Genomic DNA, 21,045 nt, shown 5'->3' with positions numbered 1-21,045 from the left:
TCTCCTGTGAACCTTCCCCTTGATCGTGGACACCTGGAGACTGGGACCTGAGGTTCCAGGGGAAGTAGCACCAGGTGGGAAGCAAGTACACGAAGCGGTACACCGAAGAGTTCAAGCGGGACGCGATCGCGCTCGTCGACTCCTCGGGCAAGACGGTCACGGCGGTCGCCAGGGAACTCGGCATCAGCTCCGAGTCCCTGCGCGGCTGGTACCGCAAGGCGAAGGCGGAGCAGGGCGAGGGCGCTCCCGGCGAATTGAGCAGTGCCGAGCGCGAGGAGCTCAAGCGGCTGCGGCGGGAGAACCGCGAGCAGCAGCAGACGATCGAGATCCTGAAAAAAGCGACCGCCTTCTTCGTGAAGGAGAACGACCGGTGAGCGAGTTGTGCCGGTTCATCCATGCGGAGAAGGCGAACTACCCGATCGTTCTGTTGTGCCGGGTGCTGCACGTCGCCCGCTCCTCCTACTACGCGTGGCGCGAGGGCGGGGCCGCCCGCCATGCCCGGCAGGCCGCCGACGACGCGCTCGCGCACGAGATCACGGTGCTGCACGTCGCCTCCCGCCGCACCTACGGTGTCCCGCGCATCCACGCCGAACTGCGGCGTCTGGGGCGGCGGGTGAACCGCAAGCGCATCGCCCGCGTGATGCGCGAGCGCGACATCCGAGGCGTCACCCGGCGCAAGCGCCGCTCGTTGACCCGGCCCGACAAGAAGGCGAAGCCGGCCCCTGACCTGATCGGCCGCGACTTCCACGCCGAGCGGCCCGGGATCAAGCTGGTCGGCGACATCACCTACCTGCCCACTGCCGAGGGCTGGCTCTACCTCGCCTGCTGGCTGGACCTGGCCACCCGCGAGGTCGTCGGTTATGCCATGGCTGATCACCACCGCGCAGAACTCGTCGTGGACGCCCTCGACATGGCCTACGGCCGAGGCGGCCTGGAGCCCGGCTGCGTGATCCACAGTGACCGCGGCAGCGAATACACCTCGACTCAGTTCTGCGACCGAATAAGGGAGTTGGGACTGCAGAACAGCTGCGGACGCACCGGATCTTGCTTCGACAACGCGGCCGCGGAGAGTTTCTGGGCCCTGCTCAAGGAAGAGATCGGCACCCGCATCTGGCCCGACCGGGCCACCGCCCGCGCCGAGGTCTTCACCTTCATCGAGACCTTCTACAACCGCCGCCGCCTGCGCAAGCACAAGACCTTCGGCTACCTCACCCCGGCCGAGACCAGGCAGCGGCACCAACACGCCCTCGCGGCATAACCGACGAGTGTCCAAGATCACGGGGAAACTTCACCTGATCGCCTTCCGGGCTGTGACCGCTTGACGCCACGGCTCAGGCGACGTCGCCGAGGTAGCCAGCGACCGGATGCTCGCGGTCGCCCCCGCGCCGCCCTGGACTTTCACAGACCTGGCCGACGTCAGTCGCCCCTGGTACGAGCAAGTCAAGAGCCGCGCCAACATGTTGCCAACGAAGTAGTTCAAGGTGCCGCGACACACGCACCCCTCCCAGTTCGACATCCCAGCTGTAGTGGCTGAGCTACCACAGGAGTAGGCCTGCCTTGTCATCCCGACCTGCAGCTCAATGCGCCGGGCACGCAATTGCACAGGCCGAAAGCACAGTTGCCGACCAGGGTTGGCGACTCAGTAGCTAGGCGCGCTCGGCGCGGACAGCGCCCTGCGAGCCCGAGTGCAGCCCAAGTCTCTGGACTATCCGGGGACCGGCTCCTGTGAGCTCCGCACGGCGAACCTCCTGACCAGGGCCTCCGCTGCCGACCGAAGGGGCCTCCCTGCACGGTGTCCCAAACTGCGTAGCTCCAGCGCGGATGTCACTTACCACCACAGGTTTCGCTGGAACCAGACAACCGGCCAAGGTCACTCAAGCCTGCTGAAGAACCCAAGGTCGGGATCATCCAAGGTTCCGGCTACCAGCCCACGGTCCAAGAAGCGATTGAACTCCTCGCACGCCGTTTCGGGCAGCAAAGCGCAGCTGTGGCACGCTGCGAGATTGCAAGAATCCGGCCCCTGGCCGTAGCTGTCCATACAAACTGGGTCAGAGGAGCACCAGCGAGCATTGGTGATCGCGTTCCGCAGGACCTCTTCGAAGCGCTCAGGCTGGCCCATTCGCACAAGTCCGCCCAGGGTTCCTTCTGAGTCCCCGGCGGCTGTGTAGATGAGCAAGCCATTCATTCCCTCAGTGCCAGGTGAGTCGTAGAGGCGTTCCCGGAGCGACGCCGAGCTGTAGCCGCACTCGAACGTCAGCTGGTTGATCAGCAGGTGCGCGAGCGTGTGCAGCAAGACCAGCCGAGGAGTTACCTCTCGTTGGGCGAGGTGGCGTTCATGAGCGACCAACTGGAACTGCTGGGCCATCGGGACCAGCCGCTTCTGCACCAGGGAACCGGCCTCCCACTTCGTGAGAGCTTCCGGAGAGAGTTCCAGGTAGATGCCCTCTCCGAGCACTGTGTAGGCGGGGAGCCACGACTCGCCGGCATCAGGGGTCTGGCGGCGCAACAGGGCGGCGCGGGCGGCGGTGTCCTGTCGGGATGACTCGGCGAAGACCCGGTTGAACCCCCAGAGAACTCGGGTCTCCCGCAGCTTCTCGACGAGGCGGACTCGCGAGATCAACTCCTCGACGTCCCTAGCACGGGCGCCCTCCGGCTCCCTGACCACTAGTTCGGCGGAGTTGATCGTGTCTCGAATGCTCGTGTACTCCTGGTGACGGAACAACGCTGGGCCGTCGACAGACTCAGTCGTCAGCTGGTGGGATGGCTCCGCTGGGCCTTCCAGAATCGCGAGAGCCGACTCGATCTGCGTATCGGTGAAGCCCTCCAGGCGGAAGGCGTTCTTCTTCGCGGCACGCCGCAGGCGGCTCGCGGTCAGTTTGTCGCCGTCTTCCAGGACATCGCGTACGTTCGCCCGAGCCCTAGCGATCGTCTGTTCTTCGAGGGCCTCTAGCACGCTGGGATCCACTCCCACCGATGATGCCTCAGGGATGAAGATCGAGCTCTTGACCAAGGCGTAGTAGACGTTGGATGCACCTCGGAGACTGCCGCGCAGCGGCTCTCCACAGGTTCCTCTACCCATCTCCAGACCGAGCCAGGGCATCGCTCCACGGCAGGAGAACTCGGTTCCGTCCTCGAGGTGAGCAGTGAGGTATGTGGTCTCCTGCTCGTGCTCCCGGTTAGAACGCTCTACTGATGTGATGCCTTCCAGTCCCCGGTCTTTGTGGCAGGTCTCGCACACGACACGCTGCGAGGCCAGGGTGCCACCGCCCGAGGTCCGAAGCTTGAGCTTAGGAGACCGGCATTTCGGGCTGGCGGACTTGTGGACCCACTCAACCCAGGGGAAGTCCTGGAGGTGGCCACGCTCGCACAGAGCCACAAAGGGCACTTGGGCGAGAAACGGCGTCCAGGACGCCTTCTGTCCGGAGCAGTCGGGGTTGGCGCAGCGCGGTCGGTCTGCGATGTGCAGCGGCTGCGGAGTCAGAGCGCGGCACCGAGGGCAGAAGCTCCAGGCGGGGAAGCGCAGGACCGGGACCTGGAGCTTAGTGTTGTACTGGCCGGGGCTGGCCTTGAAGTTGTCCCGGTAGTCCGGCGGGGTGTAGAGGGCGTCCACCCCTAGGTGACTCTCCAGTCGCCACTCATGGATGCGGAACTCCTCTTGGTCCAGCCTTTCACCGGGGACGAACCAGTGGTCGAGGCCGGCGGTGATGACAGAAGTTCCATCCGCGAGGACCTGCATGGCTCCAGGCCCGAAGGGTGCTACGAGTTGAGAGCGCCGAACTTTGCCGCGGATCACTGCTTGGCTCCTTCGAGTGCGTACTGCTGAGTGATCTCGGCGCGGCATTCGGCGTCGGCACCGCGCATGGACGTGGGAGTGGGCCAGGTGCTTGCCTCAACGTTGCCGTCTGCGTAGTGGCCCGCAGCACGCATGAGGCTGCCGAGCTCAGCGGTTCCTCCCGGTGTCCCCCATGAGGTCGGCTGCCAGTTGGCCCATTCTTTGCGGAGTTTACTCAGAACGGAGACGACGCGACCCTCCTCGCCCGGATCGCAGAACGCCACCCGGGTGCGCAGGAGTTCCTCAGCCTCGTCGAACAGTTCCGCAGGGAAGGGAAACGGTGGAAGAGACTGATCGGCTGTCTGTCGGATATAGGCGACGGCGACGGCATGCAACGCGCGGTCCAGGGCCGGCGGGGCGAAGGGGGTCGCGCTGGTGGGTTCAACCTGGGCGTAAAGCCGCTGGTGGTAGCTGCGAAAGCGCTCGAAGTGGCTTCGGTCGCGCGGTTTGGCGGTACCGTAGAGGGTGACAACCAAGCCGGGACGCTTGTCCCACTTTCGGCCGACCCGGCCTGTGACCTGGATGTACTGGGAGGTGCTCTTGGGTTGGCCCACCACTGTCATGAGGGAAAGCCGGTCGATATCGATACCGACTTCGATCAGGCTGGACGCGAGACAGACATCGATGGCCTTGCCGCCCTTAGCCCTTTGAGCAAGCTTTTCCATCGCTTCGGGAATCTGGTCCTGCCGGAGTCGACTTGTCATCTCCTCGACCCTGTTTAGGTATCTGACCTCCGTGCGGTCGGCGTTGGAACGGTTGTTAATCGTCTTGAGGTAGTCGGGGATGTCGGACTGCATCAGCGACAGGGAATTACCAAGCTCCCGGAGGCTGTTGAAGAAAGCCATCAGTGTCCACCAGGGGTCCTGCTGCTCCTCGTCTGGAGCGTCCTTCGCCGCCTGCAGAAGTGCCGCGAAGGAGCGCACCTGCGTGGTCTGCATAGATCCGAGCGCGGGTGCGTGTACCCCGATGTACTTACGTCCTGGAAGTCGCTTACCTTCACTGTCCCGTGCGTACACCGCGAAGAAGGAGTCCTCCGCGTCGATTCCATGCGGAGGGAAAAGCAGGACCCTGTCGCGGGCATACAAGGCGCGGATCTGCTCCTCATGGCGACGAATAGTTGCCGTCGAGGCAATGAGCTTCGGCGGGGCCGGGGAGGCTGCGCGCCGGTCGGTGCACAGTTCCTCGATGAGGCCTTCGTACAAGCCAGTCATCGAGCCAAGGGGCCCTGCGATCAGATGGAGCTCGTCCTGGATGACCAGCTCTGGAGGCGAGTAGGCGCGTTGTCCAGACTTTCCCAGTCCGAACAAGGCCCGCGCACGGGGGTTCCAAGCGAGTTGCGCGAACTTGTCTACCGTCCCAATGACGAGAGACGGTCGGCACTCGTACACATCGTCGTCAACAACGTAGACCGGAAGCGGGCGGTCGGCCTTGGAGAACTGACAATTCGCGTCCGGGCACCGAAAAATGACTCGCCCACGGTACTCCTCGTAACCGGCGACGAAGTTCTGCTTTCCCTTGTGCTTTCGGCGCGGGGTTCTTCCTCGCCCGCCTGCCGTCAAGTTGGGGCTGTCAACGCTCTTCACCGGCCCCATCTGGGCGGCACACCAAGGACACCGCAGCAGCAAGAAGGGGTTCTCTCCCCCTTCGCGTTCCATCGCCCGCAAATCCCTGACGGCATCGGTGTTCTTGTTTGGTGTCGAGTCGCTGCCGACCCAGATTCCGATGGAGAACCGCTCACCGCCCAGCTCTTTCTCCCGCTGGCGGCGCAAGTCCTCAAGCGCACAGATCAGCCCAGCCGCACGCAGAAACTGCTGGGCTGTCAGAAGTCGCAGGGTGTAGCGCATGAGGATCGTGACGCTCGCATCGCCAGGTTCACGCAACCGTCTGAGCAGCATCGCGAAAGCGGAGAGGCCGAGGTACGCCTCGGTCTTCCCCCTCCGGTAGGGAAGAAGATCAGGTCGACGACGGAGCGGTCTGGGTGGGCAGGATTGGCTGTTGAAGGGACCGCAGCGAGCAGGAATGCGATTTGGAAAGCCCGCCATGCCCCACGTCCCTTCGCCTCGGTGCCTACTTCGTCAGGCGGTTCGCCCTCGACGTGAATCCGCTCATCGACGAGCTGTGTGGTACGCAGCTCCGCGCCGGAGCGCAACTGCTGCTTATACATGGCTGCGTTGGCCAGCCGAAAAGCCTTTCCGATATCGCTGTCCGGGTCGCGGACCAGCTCCAGCCCTTCGCGCATACGCTCCAACGCCCTGGTGCACTCAGTCATGTGGCGCTCGGCGGTCGTGCGGAACTCTCCTTCCAGAGCGGCCGCTTTTACCCTGCGTTTCTCGATCCAGCCTGCGTACTCTGTCAGGACCCGTTCGAGCTGGGCCATACCGCCTGGCTCGGCCCCGGCGAGTTGCCTCATGGAGACGGTCAGTGCCGTCCCGTCCTCGAGAACGATGTCGGGGGTAATGCTCGGCGTCTCGTACTCGGGGAGCGGATCCGCCTTGGCCCATTGCGAGCGTCCGTTGAGATCGGGATCGTCCCAATCGGCGGAACAGCCATGTCCGACGGCGTACGTCTGCTCGCGCCTGTAGAGAAGGCGGAAGGACGCGTCGTCAGGGTGCGCTCCGGCTTCGGGACCCTCGGGGTAGGGGACAATCCAGCTGTTCTCGGGAATCGCTGTCATGCCGGCCTGGAAGAGGCATGCGGCGTCCACCGCCTTGGTGCCCGGTGTCGACCGGTTCACGAGGGCAACTGTTGTCAGGATGCCCGCAGCGTGAGGTCGCAGGTTTACTGTCAGCCGCAGGGCGAGCCCTTCCAGCCCTGTGGACTCGTCAGCAACGGGAATGAGCTCGCGGTGGAGAAAGGGAGACTGCTGAAAGTGTTCAGCAGTCAGACGCCACACGGCCTTGACTGGGACACGGGTCCACCATGTACGCCTGGCCCCGCCCGGGAGGTCGATCCTGAACTGCTCGTATCGGCCGCCGGTGACCTCGATCTTCAGACCGGTCTGCGGCTCTAGGGCCATGAGGAACGAGATGCCCATAGCCGTGGGCCGCCGTTCGTTGGCGCCGGAAAGGTCGAAGTCGGCGTCGTCAGAGGTCGCTCCGAGCTTCCCCGAGGATCCTTCCCATGTCCCGGTCTGCGGTCCCTCGGTATTTTCAGCAGTCAGGCCAGGCACGATGGCTTGGTCTGCAATCTTGGAGCCGGTCGCACCGGCAACGGGGTACAGCACACCGACGCCATAGCGAATCAGGGGATCGCGTTCCAAGATCTCCTCGCCGGTGGCAGCGCTAGTCCATGGCCCGTAGGAGTCCTCCTTCTTCTCGAAGGTGAACCTGTCGAGCGGCTTGCCGGCGGGAGCCGGGCCTAGGAGTTCATCCCGCAGCGCCTTTGTGATCTTGTCACGGCCTGCTGTCCGGTCGTGTTCAGCCATCGTCATTCTCCCAGTACCAGTCGTCGGAAGTCAGGGCGCGCTGTGTCACGGGCGATGATGGTGAGGTCGTCACGCGCCCGAGACGAGGCGATGTAAAAGAGCGCCTCGCTTCGGGGGTCCTTTATCTCTTCGATGTCAGTGACGATCACTGCCGACGCGTCCAGCCCCTTGAACGCATGGACCGTTCCGTAGCCGATGGACCCACTTCGCAGCTTGGCGAACGGGGCCAGCTGACGGGACCAACGGGGGTCTGCGCACAGTTCTGCAGCACTGCCATGTCCTCGGACTGACAGCACAACGATCTCGTCCGGGGCAAACCCGTCCGTATGAAGCCTGGCTAGGTGCTTGACCAGATGCTGGTCCTGCTCGGCAGGCGTAGACCACCACTCCCGTACGGCTTCACGGTCATTCTCCGCCCGGAGGGTACCGCTGTAGCCGGGCTCCAGACGCGAGGTCTCCTCCACGTACTGGCAGATCGAGGGGACATTGCGGCAGTTCGCCGTCAGGCTGAATGACGCGGAACCAGCGCCGGTCCGGTCCTTCAGCAGACCGATCCCCGCATACCCAGAGTCGTAGATCGCCTGGTTGGTGAAGTCGCCGAAACACAGCCACCTGCCACTGCCAAGTCCTCCGCGGACGGACATGTCAAGAACGTCCAAGTAGGCGTCTAGCATGAGGTCCTGCGCCTCGTCGACGACCAGTGCGTCAAAGGGTGGGTGCCCCTCAAGCAGGGAACCGAGGGCGCGCTCTGGAAGCACTTCAGTGAAGAAGTCACCTTCGCCCACGCGGTGCTGCTCCCGGGCCCTCGGCGCGAGCTTTCCCATGTAGCTGTGGAGCGTGCCCGCAGTGATCAGGCTGTCACCGGCCGTCTCCTCCTTGAGCCACTGTCCCAGGAGATTGTTGTAGCAGCAGAGGAGCACACGCGAGCCGTCGGCGGCGAGCCGACGGGCAGCCTCCAAGGCGACGAAGGTCTTGCCAGTACCAGCCGCCCCCTTCACGATGCAGCGCGGATTCTCGGCGATCATGTCGAGCAGTTGATACTGCTGACGCGTGAACCGTTCGACCTCCTCCCGGCGACGATAACGTCGGATCTTGGGCGGCTCGACGAACTCGAAGGCAGGTCGCAGCACATCCACGATACGAGTGCAGACCGCCGGAGTTGGCTCCACGTGTGACGCCGAGAACCAGGCGCGGGCACTCGGGGTTACGGCGAGTTGCTCACGATGACTTTTCAGGACACCTCGCAGCAACGCCGAGATGGGGTTACGGCGGAACGCGACAGTGTCAATCGCCTGCCAACTGTGCCACTCGGTCGGATTGGGTACCTGGAAGCGGGCGTGGGTGAAGCACACAGCGGAGGTGATGGGAAGGGAAGGCAGTTGGGGATTGGCCTTCCTGAGCTGCGCGGTGACCGCGTACTTGGCCTCGTCGGCCTGCTTGAAGGGACCGCGGGCCTCCGGTTGATGCTTACCTAGTCTCCAGTTTCCGTCTGCGAGTCGGGCGACGTGCAGATGCGACTTCACTTCCAAACAGACGATGCCGCTGCCCGGGACAATGACCACGAAGTCGGCCTCACCCTGAATCTGCCTGGGATGGCTGGCGATCCCCAGGGAGTGGAGAGCGATCCATCCTTCCGTGGCCGGATCATCGCGCAACCGTTCGAAAACCTCGCGCTCTCCCGGGCTTGTACTCTCCGGGTCGAAAGACGGCGGAATCATTCGTGTCATCGGAAGTCCTCCGTTGTACGGAGCCGGCAGAGGGCGTTCAGCGGGACCTGCAGGGTGTCGGACAGTACGTAGTCGATGCGGGCGACGAGTGTCTCGCTGTCCGCCCCGGTCGGTCTGACTGCGCACCAACCAGCGGCGACGAGCCTTCCCACTCTGTCCGGGGTCAGCGCTCGCTGAAGATCTTCCGCGTACCGCTGCCCGGCACTGCGGTGGGCACTGTCAATCCGCCGCAGCCGTTCCCAGACGCTGTCGACGTCAACGCCCGCTGCCAGGTAGCGCAGCACTACAGCGAAGTCCGCCTTGCTCCTCGGCCTAATGCACCAGTCGCTGATCCAGTAGCCCACGTTGGCCGTGGCAGCTCCCCGGCTACGGAGTTCATCAGCGACACCTCGGATGCCCCGTGGGTGCTGCTCGGTCCGCTCCCAGAGGAGCCCCTTCCACTCGGCCTGTGTGGTTCGCAGCGAGGCCGCGTCCGGACCGAGGATGGCGTCTGCCCGGTCCACGAGGTCCTGGTGATGGGAGCGATTCCGCAGGGCAAGGTAGTCGCCCTGGCCCACCGACGACGCGGGGACCTGCTCTACCTGGACGTCAGGAAGCCCTCCGGCCCGCAGCGAGAAGACCCGGGCGTCGAAGTCTGTTGGCAGGAGCACATGCGAGCCGTCAGCGAGGACCGCCGCATGTGCCTCGACCTGATCCGCAGCACCGCCGCGGCCTCCTGCCGAGGAATACCGGGGGAACGAAGCCCGGATCTCCTCGCTGGGAGAGCACTCCTCCGCAGCGAGCAGGCCGGCTGCATCCGGTTCCTCCTGCTGCCAGCCCTCTACGGGAGTCTCCGGGGCTCCGCATCGGAAGGGCTTCGACTTCTTGATGGGGCGCATGACGTGGGTGCTGGCGACTGGCCCGAACAGGAGCGGCGCCACTTCAGGGTCCTCGCGGAAAAAGCCATAGTGCACAAGCGCGAGGTTTTCAGTCCGGGGCGCGTTCAGGAGACCCTGGTGGATCCAGGTGGGCGATCCAACGACCACGACAGAGGTATAAATGTCGTGCCCAAGGAGGTCGGCGTGGGTTCCGATCGTCACCTCAACGCCGTTCAGCGCCATGGCCTCAGCAACCGCGTCGATGAACCTTCGGTCGGTCAGGACGACAAAACCGTCACGAGGGTCCTCCAGTGTCAGAAACTCCCGCGTGCAGTCGCCAAGCGGATCCCCGCCGTCAGCGGCAAGGCCTTGAAGACTTGGCACCACAACCCGCATCCGCTCAACGTGCCCAGGATCGACGACGCCCTCCAATCGGGCTAAATCCGACTCAAGTTGGCGAGCCGCAGTCTCGAACTTGAGCAGCGGATGGTCGAACGGGAGTGGAACGGTACAGACGAACCTCCTGCACCGGCGCAGCAGAGCAGCGCTGGATCTCCAGAGCTCGGAGTCCGCAGCTTCGCCGAGTCCTCGCAAGAAGCCCGTTGCCGCGAAAACGAAAGCCCGCGCAGTGGGATGCTCGACGGGCTGGTCCCAGATCTCGCACTTTGCCGCGCAGGCGTATACCTGGTCGATCTCTTCCAACGTCGTCATGGGTTCCCCGCTCAGCTCTGCCACGCAAGCACCTCAATCCCAGCGGGAACGCGGGCGAGATCTGCCGGAAGCGGCAGATCCTCCGGGCTTCTGGCCCGGTAACGCTTGAGGGCGTCGGCCGCCGCTTCGCCAGACGGTGCCGTACGCTCGACCAGCGCGACCGTGACCGGCGCCATCTCCGCACCAAGCCACCGGCAGACCGTGGCCGCACTGTCCAGGACCACCACCTTGGGCTTCCGCCTGGAAACGAGTTCACGGTAGTCCTCCGGGTCCTCCCGCGCTGGCAGTAGCACACTGCGGAACTGGCGCGCTTTTTCACGAATGGCGCGGGGACGGAGCAGAGCACTGAGGGGCACCGGCTCAGCCACCATCGAAGTTGCGATCAGAGTCTCGGACTCCTGTTGTATTGCGGTGCCGTTGCCGACGATCGCACAATGGAGGGCACTGAACCCACAGAAGTCTGCGGGGGGACCCGGCAACAGTCCAGCTGCGCCACCCAGAACGTCAATTCGCTCCGAAATGCGGCTCTGCCCCACGAACTCAGCCGCATTATCAGGCCACTTAAGAACATCGATCCGGTATCTGTCCGCCGGCATCCAGCTTCCGCCGACGTTGTAACCCTCCCGACTATTCTTCCTGACCGCCTCGTTGAGGATGCCTACGAATCCCGCAGCATTCTGCGTTGAGACAAGACGAACGAGATGTTTTCTCGGTTCAAGCCTGGCGGCGCTGTCGAACTGTGAGCCCTGAGGCGAGGTGTCCAGTTGCGGCTCAAACGCCGCGTACACAGCTCCGCATCCAACCAATACGCTGGCGAACTGGCGAGCGGGAACCGAAACCGCGATAGTGCCGCGAACACCTTGCTCCGTCAGTTCAGCAGCCCAGGCGCCGAGTTCGGCAAGCCAGACCGCCCACAGAGGGAGCGGAAGGCGCTTCTCCTCTGTACACAGCAGCACCCCGCTCAACCGCGTGCGGCCCCCCAGCGGTCCCACCCTAGACTCCCGTTGCAGCCACACCTTGACCTGCACATGCGGCACGTTCACAAGATCAGCACATTTGCTCGGCATGGTACAGCAGCACTACCCAGTGAGACAGTATCGGACTGCCCCCCAGTTCCTCCGATACGGTCAACCTCGAACGCATCCTCGGACTTGAGCTGCGCCGTGTCAGCAGTAGCAAGCGGACGGTCCCTACAAAGCCGTCCAGAAACCCAGATGGCAAACAATGCGCGCGCGTGTTCGATCAAAGAGGGCGCACCACGAGCCCTGAGTCGAAGCTCGCCCATCGGCTCCGCGTCCCGCCGGACCTCGACCAGGAGCACGGCACCGGGCCCACAGCGCGTGGACCATTTATGGACAAGGCACGCCCCGCTCACTGCGGACAAGGCCCTGAACAGCTGTTATTCATGGCCCCGAAGCGGCCTCCGGAGCCGTGTGCGCAGGTTCGAATCCTGCCGGGGGCACCCTGTGTCAGGTGCCCAAAGACCCCGTCATCAGCGGAAACGCTGAGTGCGGGGTCTTCGCGTATGTGCAGGCGTATGCCGCTCGGAGCGGGCGTATGTCGGGACTGTGTACCAGGCTTGGACGGGATCTTGAGGCATCGCCGCAGGTGAGACGGCTGGATCGGCCGATCAGTGAAGAGAGCTCGTCGCACAGCCGGCTTCGGCCCCGCCGTCTCGTGCCGAGGTCTCCGCCCCCCAGTCCCACAGCGCCTGGAGGACAGGGCCGAGGCGGTGTCCACTCGGGGTTAGCGCGTAGCGCACTCGCGGCGGCCAGCCGGGTCGACGGTCGCGCTCGACAACTCCGGCCTCGCCAAGCTGTGCCAACCGGTCGGACAGCACCTTGTCCGACAACATGGGCAGGGCCGCGCGCAGCTCGCTGTAGGAGCGGTCGCCACGCAGCAGCTCGCGAACCACCAGCGTCGTCCAGCGGCCGTGCAGGGCCGCCAGCGTGATCTCCACGGGGCACTCGGGGGTGGGCGCAGTGACGTTCGCGCGCGGGTCGTCGGGGAGCCCTGCCGGGTGACCAACCGTTCGGTGAGTCACGAGATCGCCTCCTAACGTGTCGAGCACTTCGATTCCCCCGGCCCGGAAGGACGTCCGTCGATGATGCGAGAACTGGCCGATCGGCCCGAAGAGGTGCCCGCGGTGTTCGCCGAGCGGTTCAACAGCGGCGACGCTACCGCGTTGGCACAGGTCTACGAAGACGCGGCGGTGCTGGTCCCACAGCCGGGAACGCCGGTGACCGGCACGGACCTGCACGCCGCCAACGGCCGCCTGCAGAAGCTCGGAGTTCCCGTCTCGGTCCGTCCGCGGCACGTGTACCGCAACGGAGACCTGGCGCTGCTGATAGTCGACTGGGTCATCGACGGCACCGACCGGGACGGACAGGCAGTGCACGTCGAGGGCACCGCCACCGACGTCGCCCGGCGGGGCTCGGACGGCCGTTGGCGGTACGTCATCGACAATCCCTTCGGCACCCGTGCACAGCAACTCCTCACGGAAGACACCCTGAAACCGACGTTCTGAGTGAGCACATCTGAAAGAGGTCCCTGGTGGATGCCAGGGGCCTCAGACACGGTCAGGCGGGTCACTCGTCCTCGCGCAGCAGACCCTCGATACGCCGGTTGGCGACGTCCTGCCGTCCGTCAAGGCACTTCGCGTAGCGGGTCAGCAGGACCTCGACACTGTTGCCGGCGCGCTCGGCGGCCTCGGTGGGATCGACGCCCGCGTTGAGCCCCGTCGACAGCGCCGAGTGCCGAAGGTCGTACGGTCGACTCGCGAGAGGCGAGGCAGCAACGGCAGGCGGAAGCGCGAGAAGCCGGGCTTCCCGCCACACGCGGTAGTAGGTCGAGGACGGGACGACAGACCGAGCCCTTCTCACTGGCGCTTGCGTACGCCCCGGACCTTCACATCGAGAGACTTCACGCCGCGGCCTCCAGCTGCCGCAATCACGTGATGAAGTCGCTCCACCACACTCGGAGCTCCCCGTGGGGCAGCTTGAACGCAGCTGGCCGTGCCCCAGTTCCCGCAGCGGTAGAACGTCCGGCGAGAAACGCCGCCCTGCCTTGGGCTTCGCGGCTGCCGGTCTGTGCGCCCCGGCCGTGGGGTTCCTTCTGTCCGGCACCGGACCGCACACCGTGCGGACCGGCGACCTGCTGATGCTCGCCGCCGCAGCGGTGCGAGCCGGACGCGTCGCACTCGTCGGCCGGCTCTCCGCGGGCCGCTCCCTGCGCCCGCTGCACCTGACGGCCGTTCAGGCCCTCGCCGGCTCCGTGCTCTTTGCGGCACCCTCCACGGCCCACCTGGGGACTCTGGCGCACAGCACTGCCAGTATGTGGGCCCAGCTCGTCTATCTGGCCCTGTTCTGCGGCCTCTTCGCCTTCCTGTCGCAGACATGGGCGGTGCAGCGGACGTCAGCCAGCCGGGCCAGCCTCCTGCTGGGCACCGAACCAGTCTGGGCGGTCGCGGTGGGAATCGGCCTCGGCGGCGAAAGGCTCAGCGTCCTGTCTGCCCTCGGTGCCTCGCTCATGGCCGCCGCAACCTACTGGGGTCAGGCCATCGAGCGCGCCCACCGCACCGGCCCGGAGCGGGACACCACAGTCCTCCGGACTGCCGGCACACTCCCCCGCGCCCACCACAGCGGCGCCGGAACAGGGCCCGTCCGTTCACAGCGTGGGCCGCCGGTCGCGCCTCCGGGGCACGCGCCGACGAGGACGTGACCACGGACCCCCGCCCGCAGCCCAGGCCGCCGCGGCCAGACCCGACGGTGGTAACGTAGCAGCCGTTACGCAACAACTGTTATGCAAAAGGGTGGCGGATGCCGAGACAGGTGGACCACGAAGCGCGGCGGGAGGCGATCTCCCAAGCTGTGTGGCGGGTCGTCTCGGACAGCGGACTGGAGGGCCTGACCCTGCGCGCGGTCGCCGCCGCGGCGGGCTGCACCACGGGGATGGTCACGCACTACTTCGCCGACAAGAAAGCGCTGCTGGCCCACGCCCGCACCGAGATGCACCGTCGGATGGCGGCGCGCATCGACACCCTTCCCGTCGGCGGGAACGCCCGCGACACGCTGTACGCCGTGGCCGAGCAGGCCCTGCCCCTGGATGCCGAGCGGCATCTGGAGGCCGTTGTCTGGTCCCAGTTCCTCCTCAGCACCCGCAACGACCTCGCACTGCTCGCCGAGCACATCCGCAGTCATGCCTCCTGGATCAGCCGCCTGACCGCTCTGGTGCGGGACGCCTGCCTTGACCGCCTGGAACCGGCCGACCTCCAAGCCAGGGTGCGCGGCCTCGTCGCCTGTCTGGACGGCCTCGCCCTGAACGCCGTGACCGACCCGGACGCCTATCCGCCCGACCTCCAGCGGCGCGTCCTGGAAACCCAGCTCGACCTGATCCTCGAAGGGAACCAAAGCCTGTGACCTCTCCTGACCCCGTCATCACCGCCGCAGCGGCCGGCGACTCGAGGATTCAGCAGCTGGTACGCGACCTCGACGCCGACCTCGCGGCGCGTTACCCGGACGAGCCCTGCACCGGCGGCGCCCACATCAACCCCGGGATCCGCTTCCTGCTCGCCGAAGTCGACGGCCGGCCGGTCGGCTGCTGCGCCGTGCAGCCCTTTTCGTTCCCGGACAGCGCCGCCGAGCTGAAGCGCATGTACGTCAGCCCAGAGGTACGCGGGAGGGGAATAGCCGCTCGTCTCCTGGCCGTGGCCGAACGCACCGCCACCGCCTTCGGCCACCCCGAAATACGCCTGGAGACGGCCGTCCACCAGCCCGAGGCCATCGCGCTGTACACCCGCGCCGGCTACACCCTCATCCCCAACTACCCGCCCTACCAGCACAAGACCCTCAGCCGCTGCTACGCCAAGCCACTGCCGCTGCCCGAAGCGCGCCCCGAGGACCGGGAGGAGATCACGGCCTTCCTCGCGGGCCAGGGGCTCTCGCCCCAGGACGTCCTGGCGCCCGGCACTCGTTACTGGTTCACCAGGGATGCGGCCGGGCCGGCCGCGACTGTGGGCCTGGAGCTACAGGGCCACTGCGTGCTGCTGCGCAGCGTCGCGGTCCGCCCCGATCTTCGGGGGTGTGGAGCCGCGCGGCGGCTGGTGCGGCGCGTTCTCGCGGAGGCGGCCACGCGGGGCGGGCGTACCGCGTATGTGTTCTCCACGGGCGCCGGACCGGTGTGGGAGCGGCTGGGCTTTCGGCCGGTGCCGGTCGCCGAAGCCGCCGAGGCCCTGTCCGACGCGCCACAGGTCCGCCAGTACCGGGCGACCGGCACTCTGGCCGACGAAGCCGCATGGCGCCATGACCTCGTCGATGTCACAACGGGCGATCTGCCGCCCGTGGGTGCTGACCGCTCCGCGGCCGATGTCCCGCCCACTGCTGTGGCCACCGGCAGATGAGACAGGCCGCTTCCGGGCTGCCGCGCCCTTTCGAGGCCCTGGGTGTCGCATGCCCAATCGTGTGATTGCCTCGCGCGCAGGTTCGGGAACGCGGCCGGTCAGCCGGATCGGGTACGAAGGCGTCCGTCCCACATGACAGATGCGCAGTGGGCGGCCATCCGGCTGCGTCCAAGCACGACGAAACGCGTTACGGCCGCGCCCGAACCGGCGTGACCACCCCGCTGCGCGACCAGGGACATCCGACCGAGCCCTCGGCACCCGCCGCGCCCGCGCCGCAGCGCTGCTCATGCTCACCCTGCCCGGCGGCGCCTACATCTGCCGGGGTGAGGAACTCGGCCTGTACGAGGTCGAGGACCTGCCCGAAAGAAGTGGTCGGCCCAGCGCACACGGCTGTTTACGATCTGGTCGAGGACGAGACCGAAGATCCGGTCGTGGGCATCGAGCACACCTTCAGGCGGACGAACAGGCCCCGGCGTATGCGCTGGTCGCGGCGGTTGCGGATGGTCGTGGCCGAGCACGTGGAATCAGCGCTCGCCTCGTGGGAGCAGCCGAATTGGAGGGCCTGTGGCAGCACACGTCTCCCCGGTGATCAACGCGACGGACCCCGGGCCGTCGACCCCGGGTCCGTCGCTCAGCAAGCCCGGCGGGATCAGCGAGCCGCCTCCGCGTCCCACTCGTCAGCCGGAGCGGAGGGCAGGCCGGCTGGCGGGTCGCTGTAGTCGGTGTTGAACGGCGGCGCCTCGTTGGTCCACTTCATCGTGAACGTCGTGTAGTTCAGCAAGTCGCCCTTCTTTCTGCCGTCGCCGCTGCGCGTGGACACCTTCTCTTCGCCGAGCGGCATGCCCGTCGACTTGTCGAAGATCAGGCGGCGTTCGACGCCGGGCGCGTACTCGGCGGTGAGGGCGACGGCGTAGCCGGTGCGGCCGGCGTGGTCCTTGACGTCGCCGAGGGAGCGCACGCCGGGCTCGGCGGCGAGGAGGCGGTAGGCTGCGGCGCGCAGGGCCGGGGTGGACGGCAGGGTCGTGGCGAGCTGGACGGCGTCCTCGACGACGATCCGGTCGAGGGTCCATTGGGGGCCGTTGTAGTGCTTGTCGACCAGTTCGAACAGGCGCTTGCGGAGGGCCTTGGCATCGGTGGGCAGCGTGGGCAGGAGGCGCAGGGGGACCTCCCCCATCGGCACGCTGTCCGCGATTCCGCCGGGGGCGTCGTGGTCGAACTCGCCCTTGCCGGCGTAGGTGTAGATCTGGTCGTCGTTCCCCAGGTCCCACGACCTGGGGGAACCGTCCGCCTTCCACACCGCTTCATCGGCTTTCGTGGACGGACGGGCCCCTGTGTCCAGCGACTGCGACCAGTACTTGTTGCCGGCGGTGGCCGTCCACCACCGCTGCTCGCCGCGGACGTCGATGCTGTAGTTCTTGCCGGGCACCTTGTAGCGGTCCGCGAACTGTTTCTCCACGTACCAGTACTTGCCGGAGCCGGCCGGTTGCTGCTCGACGTGGGAGGCGGCGGCGAGAAGGACCTGGCTGCCCGAGCCCAACGTCGCGGCGGGCGCGGCTCCCGGCTGCTCCGGTCCTGTGCCGGTGATCACCACAGCCGCGACCGCCGTCGCCGTGGCCAGGGCGAGAGCGGACAGGAGAGGGCGGCGCACCCTCCGCGTGCGGGCGGCGGCACGAGCCGTGCGCGTCGCGCGCGGAAGGCTCATGAACGTTGCGAGCTCCTCCTGCCGAACGTGCGAAGGTGTGGGCAGGTCGGGGTCGAGGTGGGCGGGGCGTGCGGCGGCCAGGCGGTGCAGGACGTCGTTCCTCACCGGGCTTCCTTTCCTACGGGGATCCGGGTTCGGGTGGACACGTGCCGCGCGGTTGCGGCCTCCTGCACGGGCGGGGAGACCGACGCGGCCCGGTTGAGGCGCGCACGCGCCCGGTGCAGGCGGACCCGGAGGGTGATGGGCGAGCAGCCGACCACGCGGGCCGCCTCCGCCGGGGTCAGTCCCTGCCACGCGGAGAGGATGAGCAGTTCGCGATCGTCCTCGGGCAGCGTGGCCAGCGCCTTGAGCAGCGCGCTGCGCTCGGACACGTCCTCGGCGACATCCGCCTCGGCCTGGTCCGTCCAGGCGCGCAGCTCGGCGGCGAGCGTCGCGCGCCTGGCCTCCGCCCGGATGCTGTCCCGCAGGATGTTGCGGGCGACCCCGAGCAGCCAGGGCAGCGGCTGCTCCGGTATGTCGTCCAGCCTGCGCCAGGCCACGGTGAACGTGTCGCTCACCACCTCGTCGGCTACCTGCCGTCCCGCGCGGCTGACCACGTAGGCCCACACGCGTTGCCGGCAGCCGTCGTACATCGCGGTAAAACGATCCGCGTCGTCATCGGGCACTGCCGCACCTCCTGTCCCTCCCGGTGTGTTCTGTCATCGAGTAGTGGTCGCGGTCAGGCGATCGTTACAGCAGGGCGCCGGAAAAAACGCTCAAGGAACGAGGCATACGTCACATAGAGCGCCCAGCGAACTCGAGCGAACACCCCAACGCGTCGGCCAACGCCTCGGCGTGCTCCTGCGAGACGTCGAAGAAACCCTGCGGCTGAAGGGGGCCGCGATCGGGCGCCGGACACACCCTCCGCCCTACGAAAAAGCGGAACGTAACCGGCACTTCGGAGACCACCGGTGCCGACGCCCTGAATGCCTGCCCTGGAGCGTTGATCACTCACCAGGACCGGGCATAGGTTTCATCGCGTGACGAACGTTCGAATCGGTGTGATGTACGACCGCGACTGGGCCCCGGAGGGGTTGCCCGGGTTCGCGCGGGATGTCGAGGCTCTGGGAGTAGACGACCTGTGGGTGGTCGAGGACCTCGGATGGAACGGGGGGATCTCGGCCGCCTCCCTGGCGCTGGGAGCGACGGAGCGACTGCGGGTGGGCATCGGGATCATGCCCGCGCCGTTGCGCAGTCCGGCGCTGCTGGCGATGGAGGTGGCGACGCTGGCGCGGGTGTTCCCGGGGCGGCTTGTTGCCGGGATCGGGCACGGGGTGCAGGAGTGGATGGCCTCGGTCGGCGTCGCGGCGCGGTCGCCGCTCGCCCTGCTGGAGGAGACGATCAGCTCCGTGCGCGCGCTGCTGCGCGGGGAGCGCGTCGAGCTGGAAGGGCGGGAGGTGCGACTGGCCGACATCCAGTTGGTGCATCCGCCTGTCGAGCCGCCCCCCGTGGTCGCGGGCGTGGTGCGGCCCCGCTCGCTGGAGCTGTCCGGGCGAGTCGCGGACGGCACACTGATCGCCGAGGGCCACGGCCCGCATGATGTGGAGAGCGCACGGGCATTGGTCGACAAGGGCGGAGCCTCTGCTGACCACGCTCTGACGGTGCTCGCCTTCTGCTCCGTGGGCGACGATGCCGAACAGGTGGCGCGGGCGCTGCGGCCCTGCGTCGAGGGCCACGGCGCCTGGCTCGGCCGCTCGCCGGAGCGGGTATTCACCGTCTCGGGCACGGCTGAAGAAGCTGCCGAACAGGTCCGCGAACTGGAGGTGGCCGGAGCGGGCACGGTCGTGTTGCGGATGGTCGGCCCTGAACCGGTGCGGCAGCTCGGGACCGTTCTGAAAGCCCTCGGGCGCCAAGCTCAGAACTGACTCGGGGCACCGCCCGGCGTAGTGCATCCCGAGGCGGCCAGTCGGCTACCAGCCGCATTTTTGTCCCTGGCCAGACGGCATGGGCGACAATGCCGGTCAGCGTCGTGCCTCTCCCTGAGCGATCTCCACCTCGTGGTGGAACGCGATCACACCGGTTGCCGCAGCGCAGGCCGAGACGGCCGTGCAGGCGGCGAGGAGCAGGGCGATCCAGGAGGCCGTGCGGGGACGGTCGGCGGGGGGTGCGAGGAGGGCCGCGACCCGCTGGGGGACGGGGCCGGTGGTGGCGGCGGAGGCGAAGTCCGGGCGGGTGGAGGGCGAGGCGTGGGCGGCGAGAGCGGCTCGGGCGATGGCCCGCGCGGTCAGGTGCCGGTCGCCCACGGCGGTGGCCGCGGCTTCGTCGGCCGCCCGTTCCGCGGCGAGTTGGACCCTGTCACGGACGCGGCGCAGGCAGGGATGGCAGTGGGCGGCGAGCTCGGCGGCGAGCAGGAAGCGGTAGTGGCCACCCGCGTTGTGGGCGCGCTCATGAGCGAAGAGGGCCTGACGTTCGGCCGGGGAGAGGCTGCGGAGCATCCCGGTGGTGACGACGATGCGGTGCGGGCGGCCCGGCAAGGCGTACGCGTCCGGGTGGGGTGAGTCGACGACGCACAGGTCGTCGGCGGTGGGGCTGCGGTCGGCCTGCCACCAGGCGGTGCGGAAGGCCCGGACCTGGCGCAGCGCCGAGCTCAGCAGTGTCCAGGCGCTGACCGTGAGGACGCCGGTGGCCGCGGCGGCCGCGGGCAGGACGAGGGTGGTCGGCGGCGCGGGCAGGGGGTGGACGAGTTCTCCGAGCGCGGCGAAGAGGGGGAGTTTGAGCAGGCCGGTCAGGACCAGCGCGCCGAGCGCGGACACCGAGGCGCCGGCCAGCACGAGCGCGGCCAGGGTCAGCGTCCACAGCGCGACGACGGGGTGGAGGCGGTCGAGCACACGCCCGGCGAGCGGCCGTACCGCGAAGGGCAGGAGCAGCGGGACGAGCAGCAGGACCAGCAACGGAGCGGTCATTGCTCACCCGATTCCAGGAGCTCGCGCAGGATCCGCTCGTCGTCGTCGCTGAGCTTGGCGACGAAGCGGGCCAGGACCGTCTCGCGGTCCGCGTCCCGGGTGAGTTCGGTGTGCATGCGGCGGGCGGTGAGGCCGGGGGCGTCCTCGACGGGGAAGTACGCATACCCGCGCCCCTGCCGCTCGCGGCCCGCGACACCCTTGGCGTGCAGGCGCGTCAGGATCGTCGTCACGGTGGTGCGGGCCAGGTCCACGGCGAGGTCGGCCTGCACCTGCCCCGGTGTGCGCGGCCCCTCGGCGGCCCGCAGCGCGGCCATGACACTGGCCTCGAGCTCGCCCGCCGGCCGTCGTTCGTCCTTCGCGTCGGTCATGGAACGATTCTCACCCCATCTTCGTCTACAGTGCCGTAGACCGTCTACAGAATTGTAGTCGACCGGGTGCCGTCTCCGCGTGCT

Annotated in this window: 17 protein-coding genes, 1 tRNA gene and 3 pseudogenes; 8 read left to right on the top strand and 13 right to left on the bottom strand. The window is 67.2% G+C overall.

Going from position 1 to position 21,045, the window contains the following annotated elements; translation table 11 throughout:
* The first annotated feature begins 74 nt into the window (after positions 1-74).
* Positions 75-374 (top strand): transposase, encoded by a 300-nt coding sequence (locus V8690_RS29345; protein ID WP_338781960.1) that lies wholly within the window; start codon positions 75-77, stop codon positions 372-374.
* Positions 371-1,258, top strand: coding sequence for an IS3 family transposase (locus V8690_RS29340; protein WP_338781958.1), 888 nt, complete (start codon positions 371-373; stop codon positions 1,256-1,258). The genes V8690_RS29345 and V8690_RS29340 overlap by 4 nt, the downstream gene beginning before the upstream one ends.
* Before the next feature lie 612 nt (positions 1,259-1,870).
* Here the strand turns inward: V8690_RS29340 and drmB are convergent.
* Genes drmB through V8690_RS29310 form a run of 6 tightly spaced genes read right to left on the bottom strand, consistent with a single transcriptional unit; the run spans position 1,871 to position 11,516 of the window.
* A complete protein-coding gene (gene drmB, locus V8690_RS29335; RefSeq protein WP_338783121.1) occupies positions 1,871-3,841 on the bottom strand; it encodes a DrmB family protein in 1,971 nt (656 codons plus the stop codon).
* Positions 3,790-5,727, bottom strand: a complete 1,938-nt coding sequence (locus tag V8690_RS29330) for a helicase-related protein (RefSeq protein WP_338783120.1) — start codon at positions 5,725-5,727, stop codon at positions 3,790-3,792. The genes drmB and V8690_RS29330 overlap by 52 nt, the downstream gene beginning before the upstream one ends.
* On the bottom strand, positions 5,652-7,256 hold the full coding sequence (locus V8690_RS29325; RefSeq protein WP_338783119.1) for a hypothetical protein: 1,605 nt from the start codon (positions 7,254-7,256) through the stop codon (positions 5,652-5,654). The genes V8690_RS29330 and V8690_RS29325 overlap by 76 nt, the downstream gene beginning before the upstream one ends.
* A 2-nt stretch (positions 7,257-7,258) precedes the next feature.
* A complete protein-coding gene (locus tag V8690_RS29320; RefSeq protein WP_338783118.1) occupies positions 7,259-8,983 on the bottom strand; it encodes an NERD domain-containing protein in 1,725 nt (574 codons plus the stop codon).
* Positions 8,980-10,575 (bottom strand): hypothetical protein, encoded by a 1,596-nt coding sequence (locus V8690_RS29315; RefSeq protein ID WP_338783117.1) that lies wholly within the window; start codon positions 10,573-10,575, stop codon positions 8,980-8,982. The genes V8690_RS29320 and V8690_RS29315 overlap by 4 nt, the downstream gene beginning before the upstream one ends.
* Positions 10,563-11,516 carry a hypothetical protein gene (locus V8690_RS29310; RefSeq protein WP_338783116.1) on the bottom strand — a complete coding sequence of 318 codons (954 nt, stop codon included), beginning with the start codon at positions 11,514-11,516 and terminating at the stop codon, positions 10,563-10,565. Before V8690_RS29310 ends, V8690_RS29315 begins: the two co-directional genes overlap by 13 nt.
* Positions 11,517-11,935: 419 nt before the next feature.
* Between V8690_RS29310 and V8690_RS29305 the strand changes: the two genes are divergently transcribed.
* Positions 11,936-12,013, top strand: a tRNA-Ser gene (locus tag V8690_RS29305).
* A gap of 168 nt (positions 12,014-12,181) precedes the next feature.
* On the opposite strand, the gene V8690_RS29300 is transcribed toward V8690_RS29305, so the two are convergent.
* Positions 12,182-12,595: a helix-turn-helix domain-containing protein gene (locus V8690_RS29300; RefSeq protein WP_338783115.1), complete on the bottom strand. Its 414-nt coding sequence runs from the start codon at positions 12,593-12,595 to the stop codon at positions 12,182-12,184.
* A gap of 63 nt (positions 12,596-12,658) precedes the next feature.
* Between V8690_RS29300 and V8690_RS29295 the strand changes: the two genes are divergently transcribed.
* Positions 12,659-13,078, top strand: a complete 420-nt coding sequence (locus V8690_RS29295) for a DUF4440 domain-containing protein (protein WP_338785500.1) — start codon at positions 12,659-12,661, stop codon at positions 13,076-13,078.
* A 61-nt stretch (positions 13,079-13,139) separates the two neighbouring features.
* On the opposite strand, the pseudogene V8690_RS29290 reads toward V8690_RS29295, so the two are convergent.
* Positions 13,140-13,415 (bottom strand): annotated as a pseudogene (locus tag V8690_RS29290) (site-specific integrase); the annotation flags it as partial.
* A 208-nt stretch (positions 13,416-13,623) separates the two neighbouring features.
* Here V8690_RS29290 and V8690_RS29285 point away from each other — a divergent pair.
* From V8690_RS29285 to V8690_RS29275, 3 genes and pseudogenes are all read left to right on the top strand, one after another.
* Positions 13,624-14,271: pseudogene (locus V8690_RS29285) on the top strand (DMT family transporter); the annotation flags it as partial.
* 98 nt (positions 14,272-14,369) lie between these two features.
* Positions 14,370-14,969, top strand: a complete 600-nt coding sequence (locus V8690_RS29280; protein ID WP_338783114.1) for a TetR/AcrR family transcriptional regulator — start codon at positions 14,370-14,372, stop codon at positions 14,967-14,969.
* On the top strand, positions 14,966-15,949 hold the full coding sequence (locus V8690_RS29275) for a GNAT family N-acetyltransferase (protein WP_338783113.1): 984 nt from the start codon (positions 14,966-14,968) through the stop codon (positions 15,947-15,949). The genes V8690_RS29280 and V8690_RS29275 overlap by 4 nt, the downstream gene beginning before the upstream one ends.
* A 398-nt stretch (positions 15,950-16,347) precedes the next feature.
* Here V8690_RS29275 and V8690_RS29270 read toward each other — a convergent pair.
* The 3 genes and pseudogenes from V8690_RS29270 to V8690_RS29260 all read right to left on the bottom strand — a co-directional run.
* Positions 16,348-16,520: pseudogene (locus V8690_RS29270) on the bottom strand (IS5/IS1182 family transposase); the annotation flags it as partial.
* A 78-nt stretch (positions 16,521-16,598) separates the two neighbouring features.
* Positions 16,599-17,756, bottom strand: a complete 1,158-nt coding sequence (locus V8690_RS29265; RefSeq protein ID WP_338783112.1) for a CU044_5270 family protein — start codon at positions 17,754-17,756, stop codon at positions 16,599-16,601.
* Entirely contained in the window at positions 17,753-18,283 is a 531-nt protein-coding gene (locus tag V8690_RS29260) for a sigma-70 family RNA polymerase sigma factor (protein WP_338785499.1), read from the bottom strand. Before V8690_RS29260 ends, V8690_RS29265 begins: the two co-directional genes overlap by 4 nt.
* A gap of 387 nt (positions 18,284-18,670) precedes the next feature.
* On the opposite strand from V8690_RS29260, the gene V8690_RS29255 reads away from it, so the two are divergent.
* On the top strand, positions 18,671-19,555 hold the full coding sequence (locus V8690_RS29255; protein ID WP_338783111.1) for an LLM class flavin-dependent oxidoreductase: 885 nt from the start codon (positions 18,671-18,673) through the stop codon (positions 19,553-19,555).
* 96 nt (positions 19,556-19,651) lie between these two features.
* On the opposite strand, the gene V8690_RS29250 is transcribed toward V8690_RS29255, so the two are convergent.
* Complete coding sequence (locus V8690_RS29250; protein WP_338783110.1) at positions 19,652-20,593, bottom strand: M48 family metalloprotease; 942 nt, start codon at positions 20,591-20,593, stop codon at positions 19,652-19,654.
* The gene (locus tag V8690_RS29245) at positions 20,590-20,961 is read right to left on the bottom strand and encodes a BlaI/MecI/CopY family transcriptional regulator (protein ID WP_338783108.1); all 372 of its coding nucleotides are present in this window, start codon (positions 20,959-20,961) and stop codon (positions 20,590-20,592) included. The genes V8690_RS29250 and V8690_RS29245 overlap by 4 nt, the downstream gene beginning before the upstream one ends.
* Positions 20,962-21,045: the final 84 nt, after the last annotated feature.

It is taken from the genome of Streptomyces sp. DG1A-41 (assembly GCF_037055355.1).
Lineage (GTDB): Bacteria > Actinomycetota > Actinomycetes > Streptomycetales > Streptomycetaceae > Streptomyces.
Note: the sequence above shows the minus strand (reverse complement) of the source record. Positions and strands in the feature narration are given on the sequence as shown.

What these genes read in the sequence shown, in the direction of transcription:
- drmB (WP_338783121.1), bottom strand. Translation starts at nt 3,841, where the DNA reads ATGCCGCGCCGAGATCACTCAGCAGTACGCACTCGAAGGAGCCAAGCA.
- V8690_RS29330 (WP_338783120.1), bottom strand. Translation starts at nt 5,727, where the DNA reads ATGCTGCTCAGACGGTTGCGTGAACCTGGCGATGCGAGCGTCACGATC.
- V8690_RS29325 (WP_338783119.1), bottom strand. Translation starts at nt 7,256, where the DNA reads ATGGCTGAACACGACCGGACAGCAGGCCGTGACAAGATCACAAAGGCG.
- V8690_RS29320 (WP_338783118.1), bottom strand. Translation starts at nt 8,983, where the DNA reads ATGACACGAATGATTCCGCCGTCTTTCGACCCGGAGAGTACAAGCCCG.
- V8690_RS29295 (WP_338785500.1), top strand. Translation starts at nt 12,659, where the DNA reads ATGCGAGAACTGGCCGATCGGCCCGAAGAGGTGCCCGCGGTGTTCGCC.
- V8690_RS29280 (WP_338783114.1), top strand. Translation starts at nt 14,370, where the DNA reads ATGCCGAGACAGGTGGACCACGAAGCGCGGCGGGAGGCGATCTCCCAA.
- V8690_RS29260 (WP_338785499.1), bottom strand. Translation starts at nt 18,283, where the DNA reads ATGTACGACGGCTGCCGGCAACGCGTGTGGGCCTACGTGGTCAGCCGC.
- V8690_RS29250 (WP_338783110.1), bottom strand. Translation starts at nt 20,593, where the DNA reads ATGACCGCTCCGTTGCTGGTCCTGCTGCTCGTCCCGCTGCTCCTGCCC.
- V8690_RS29245 (WP_338783108.1), bottom strand. Translation starts at nt 20,961, where the DNA reads ATGACCGACGCGAAGGACGAACGACGGCCGGCGGGCGAGCTCGAGGCC.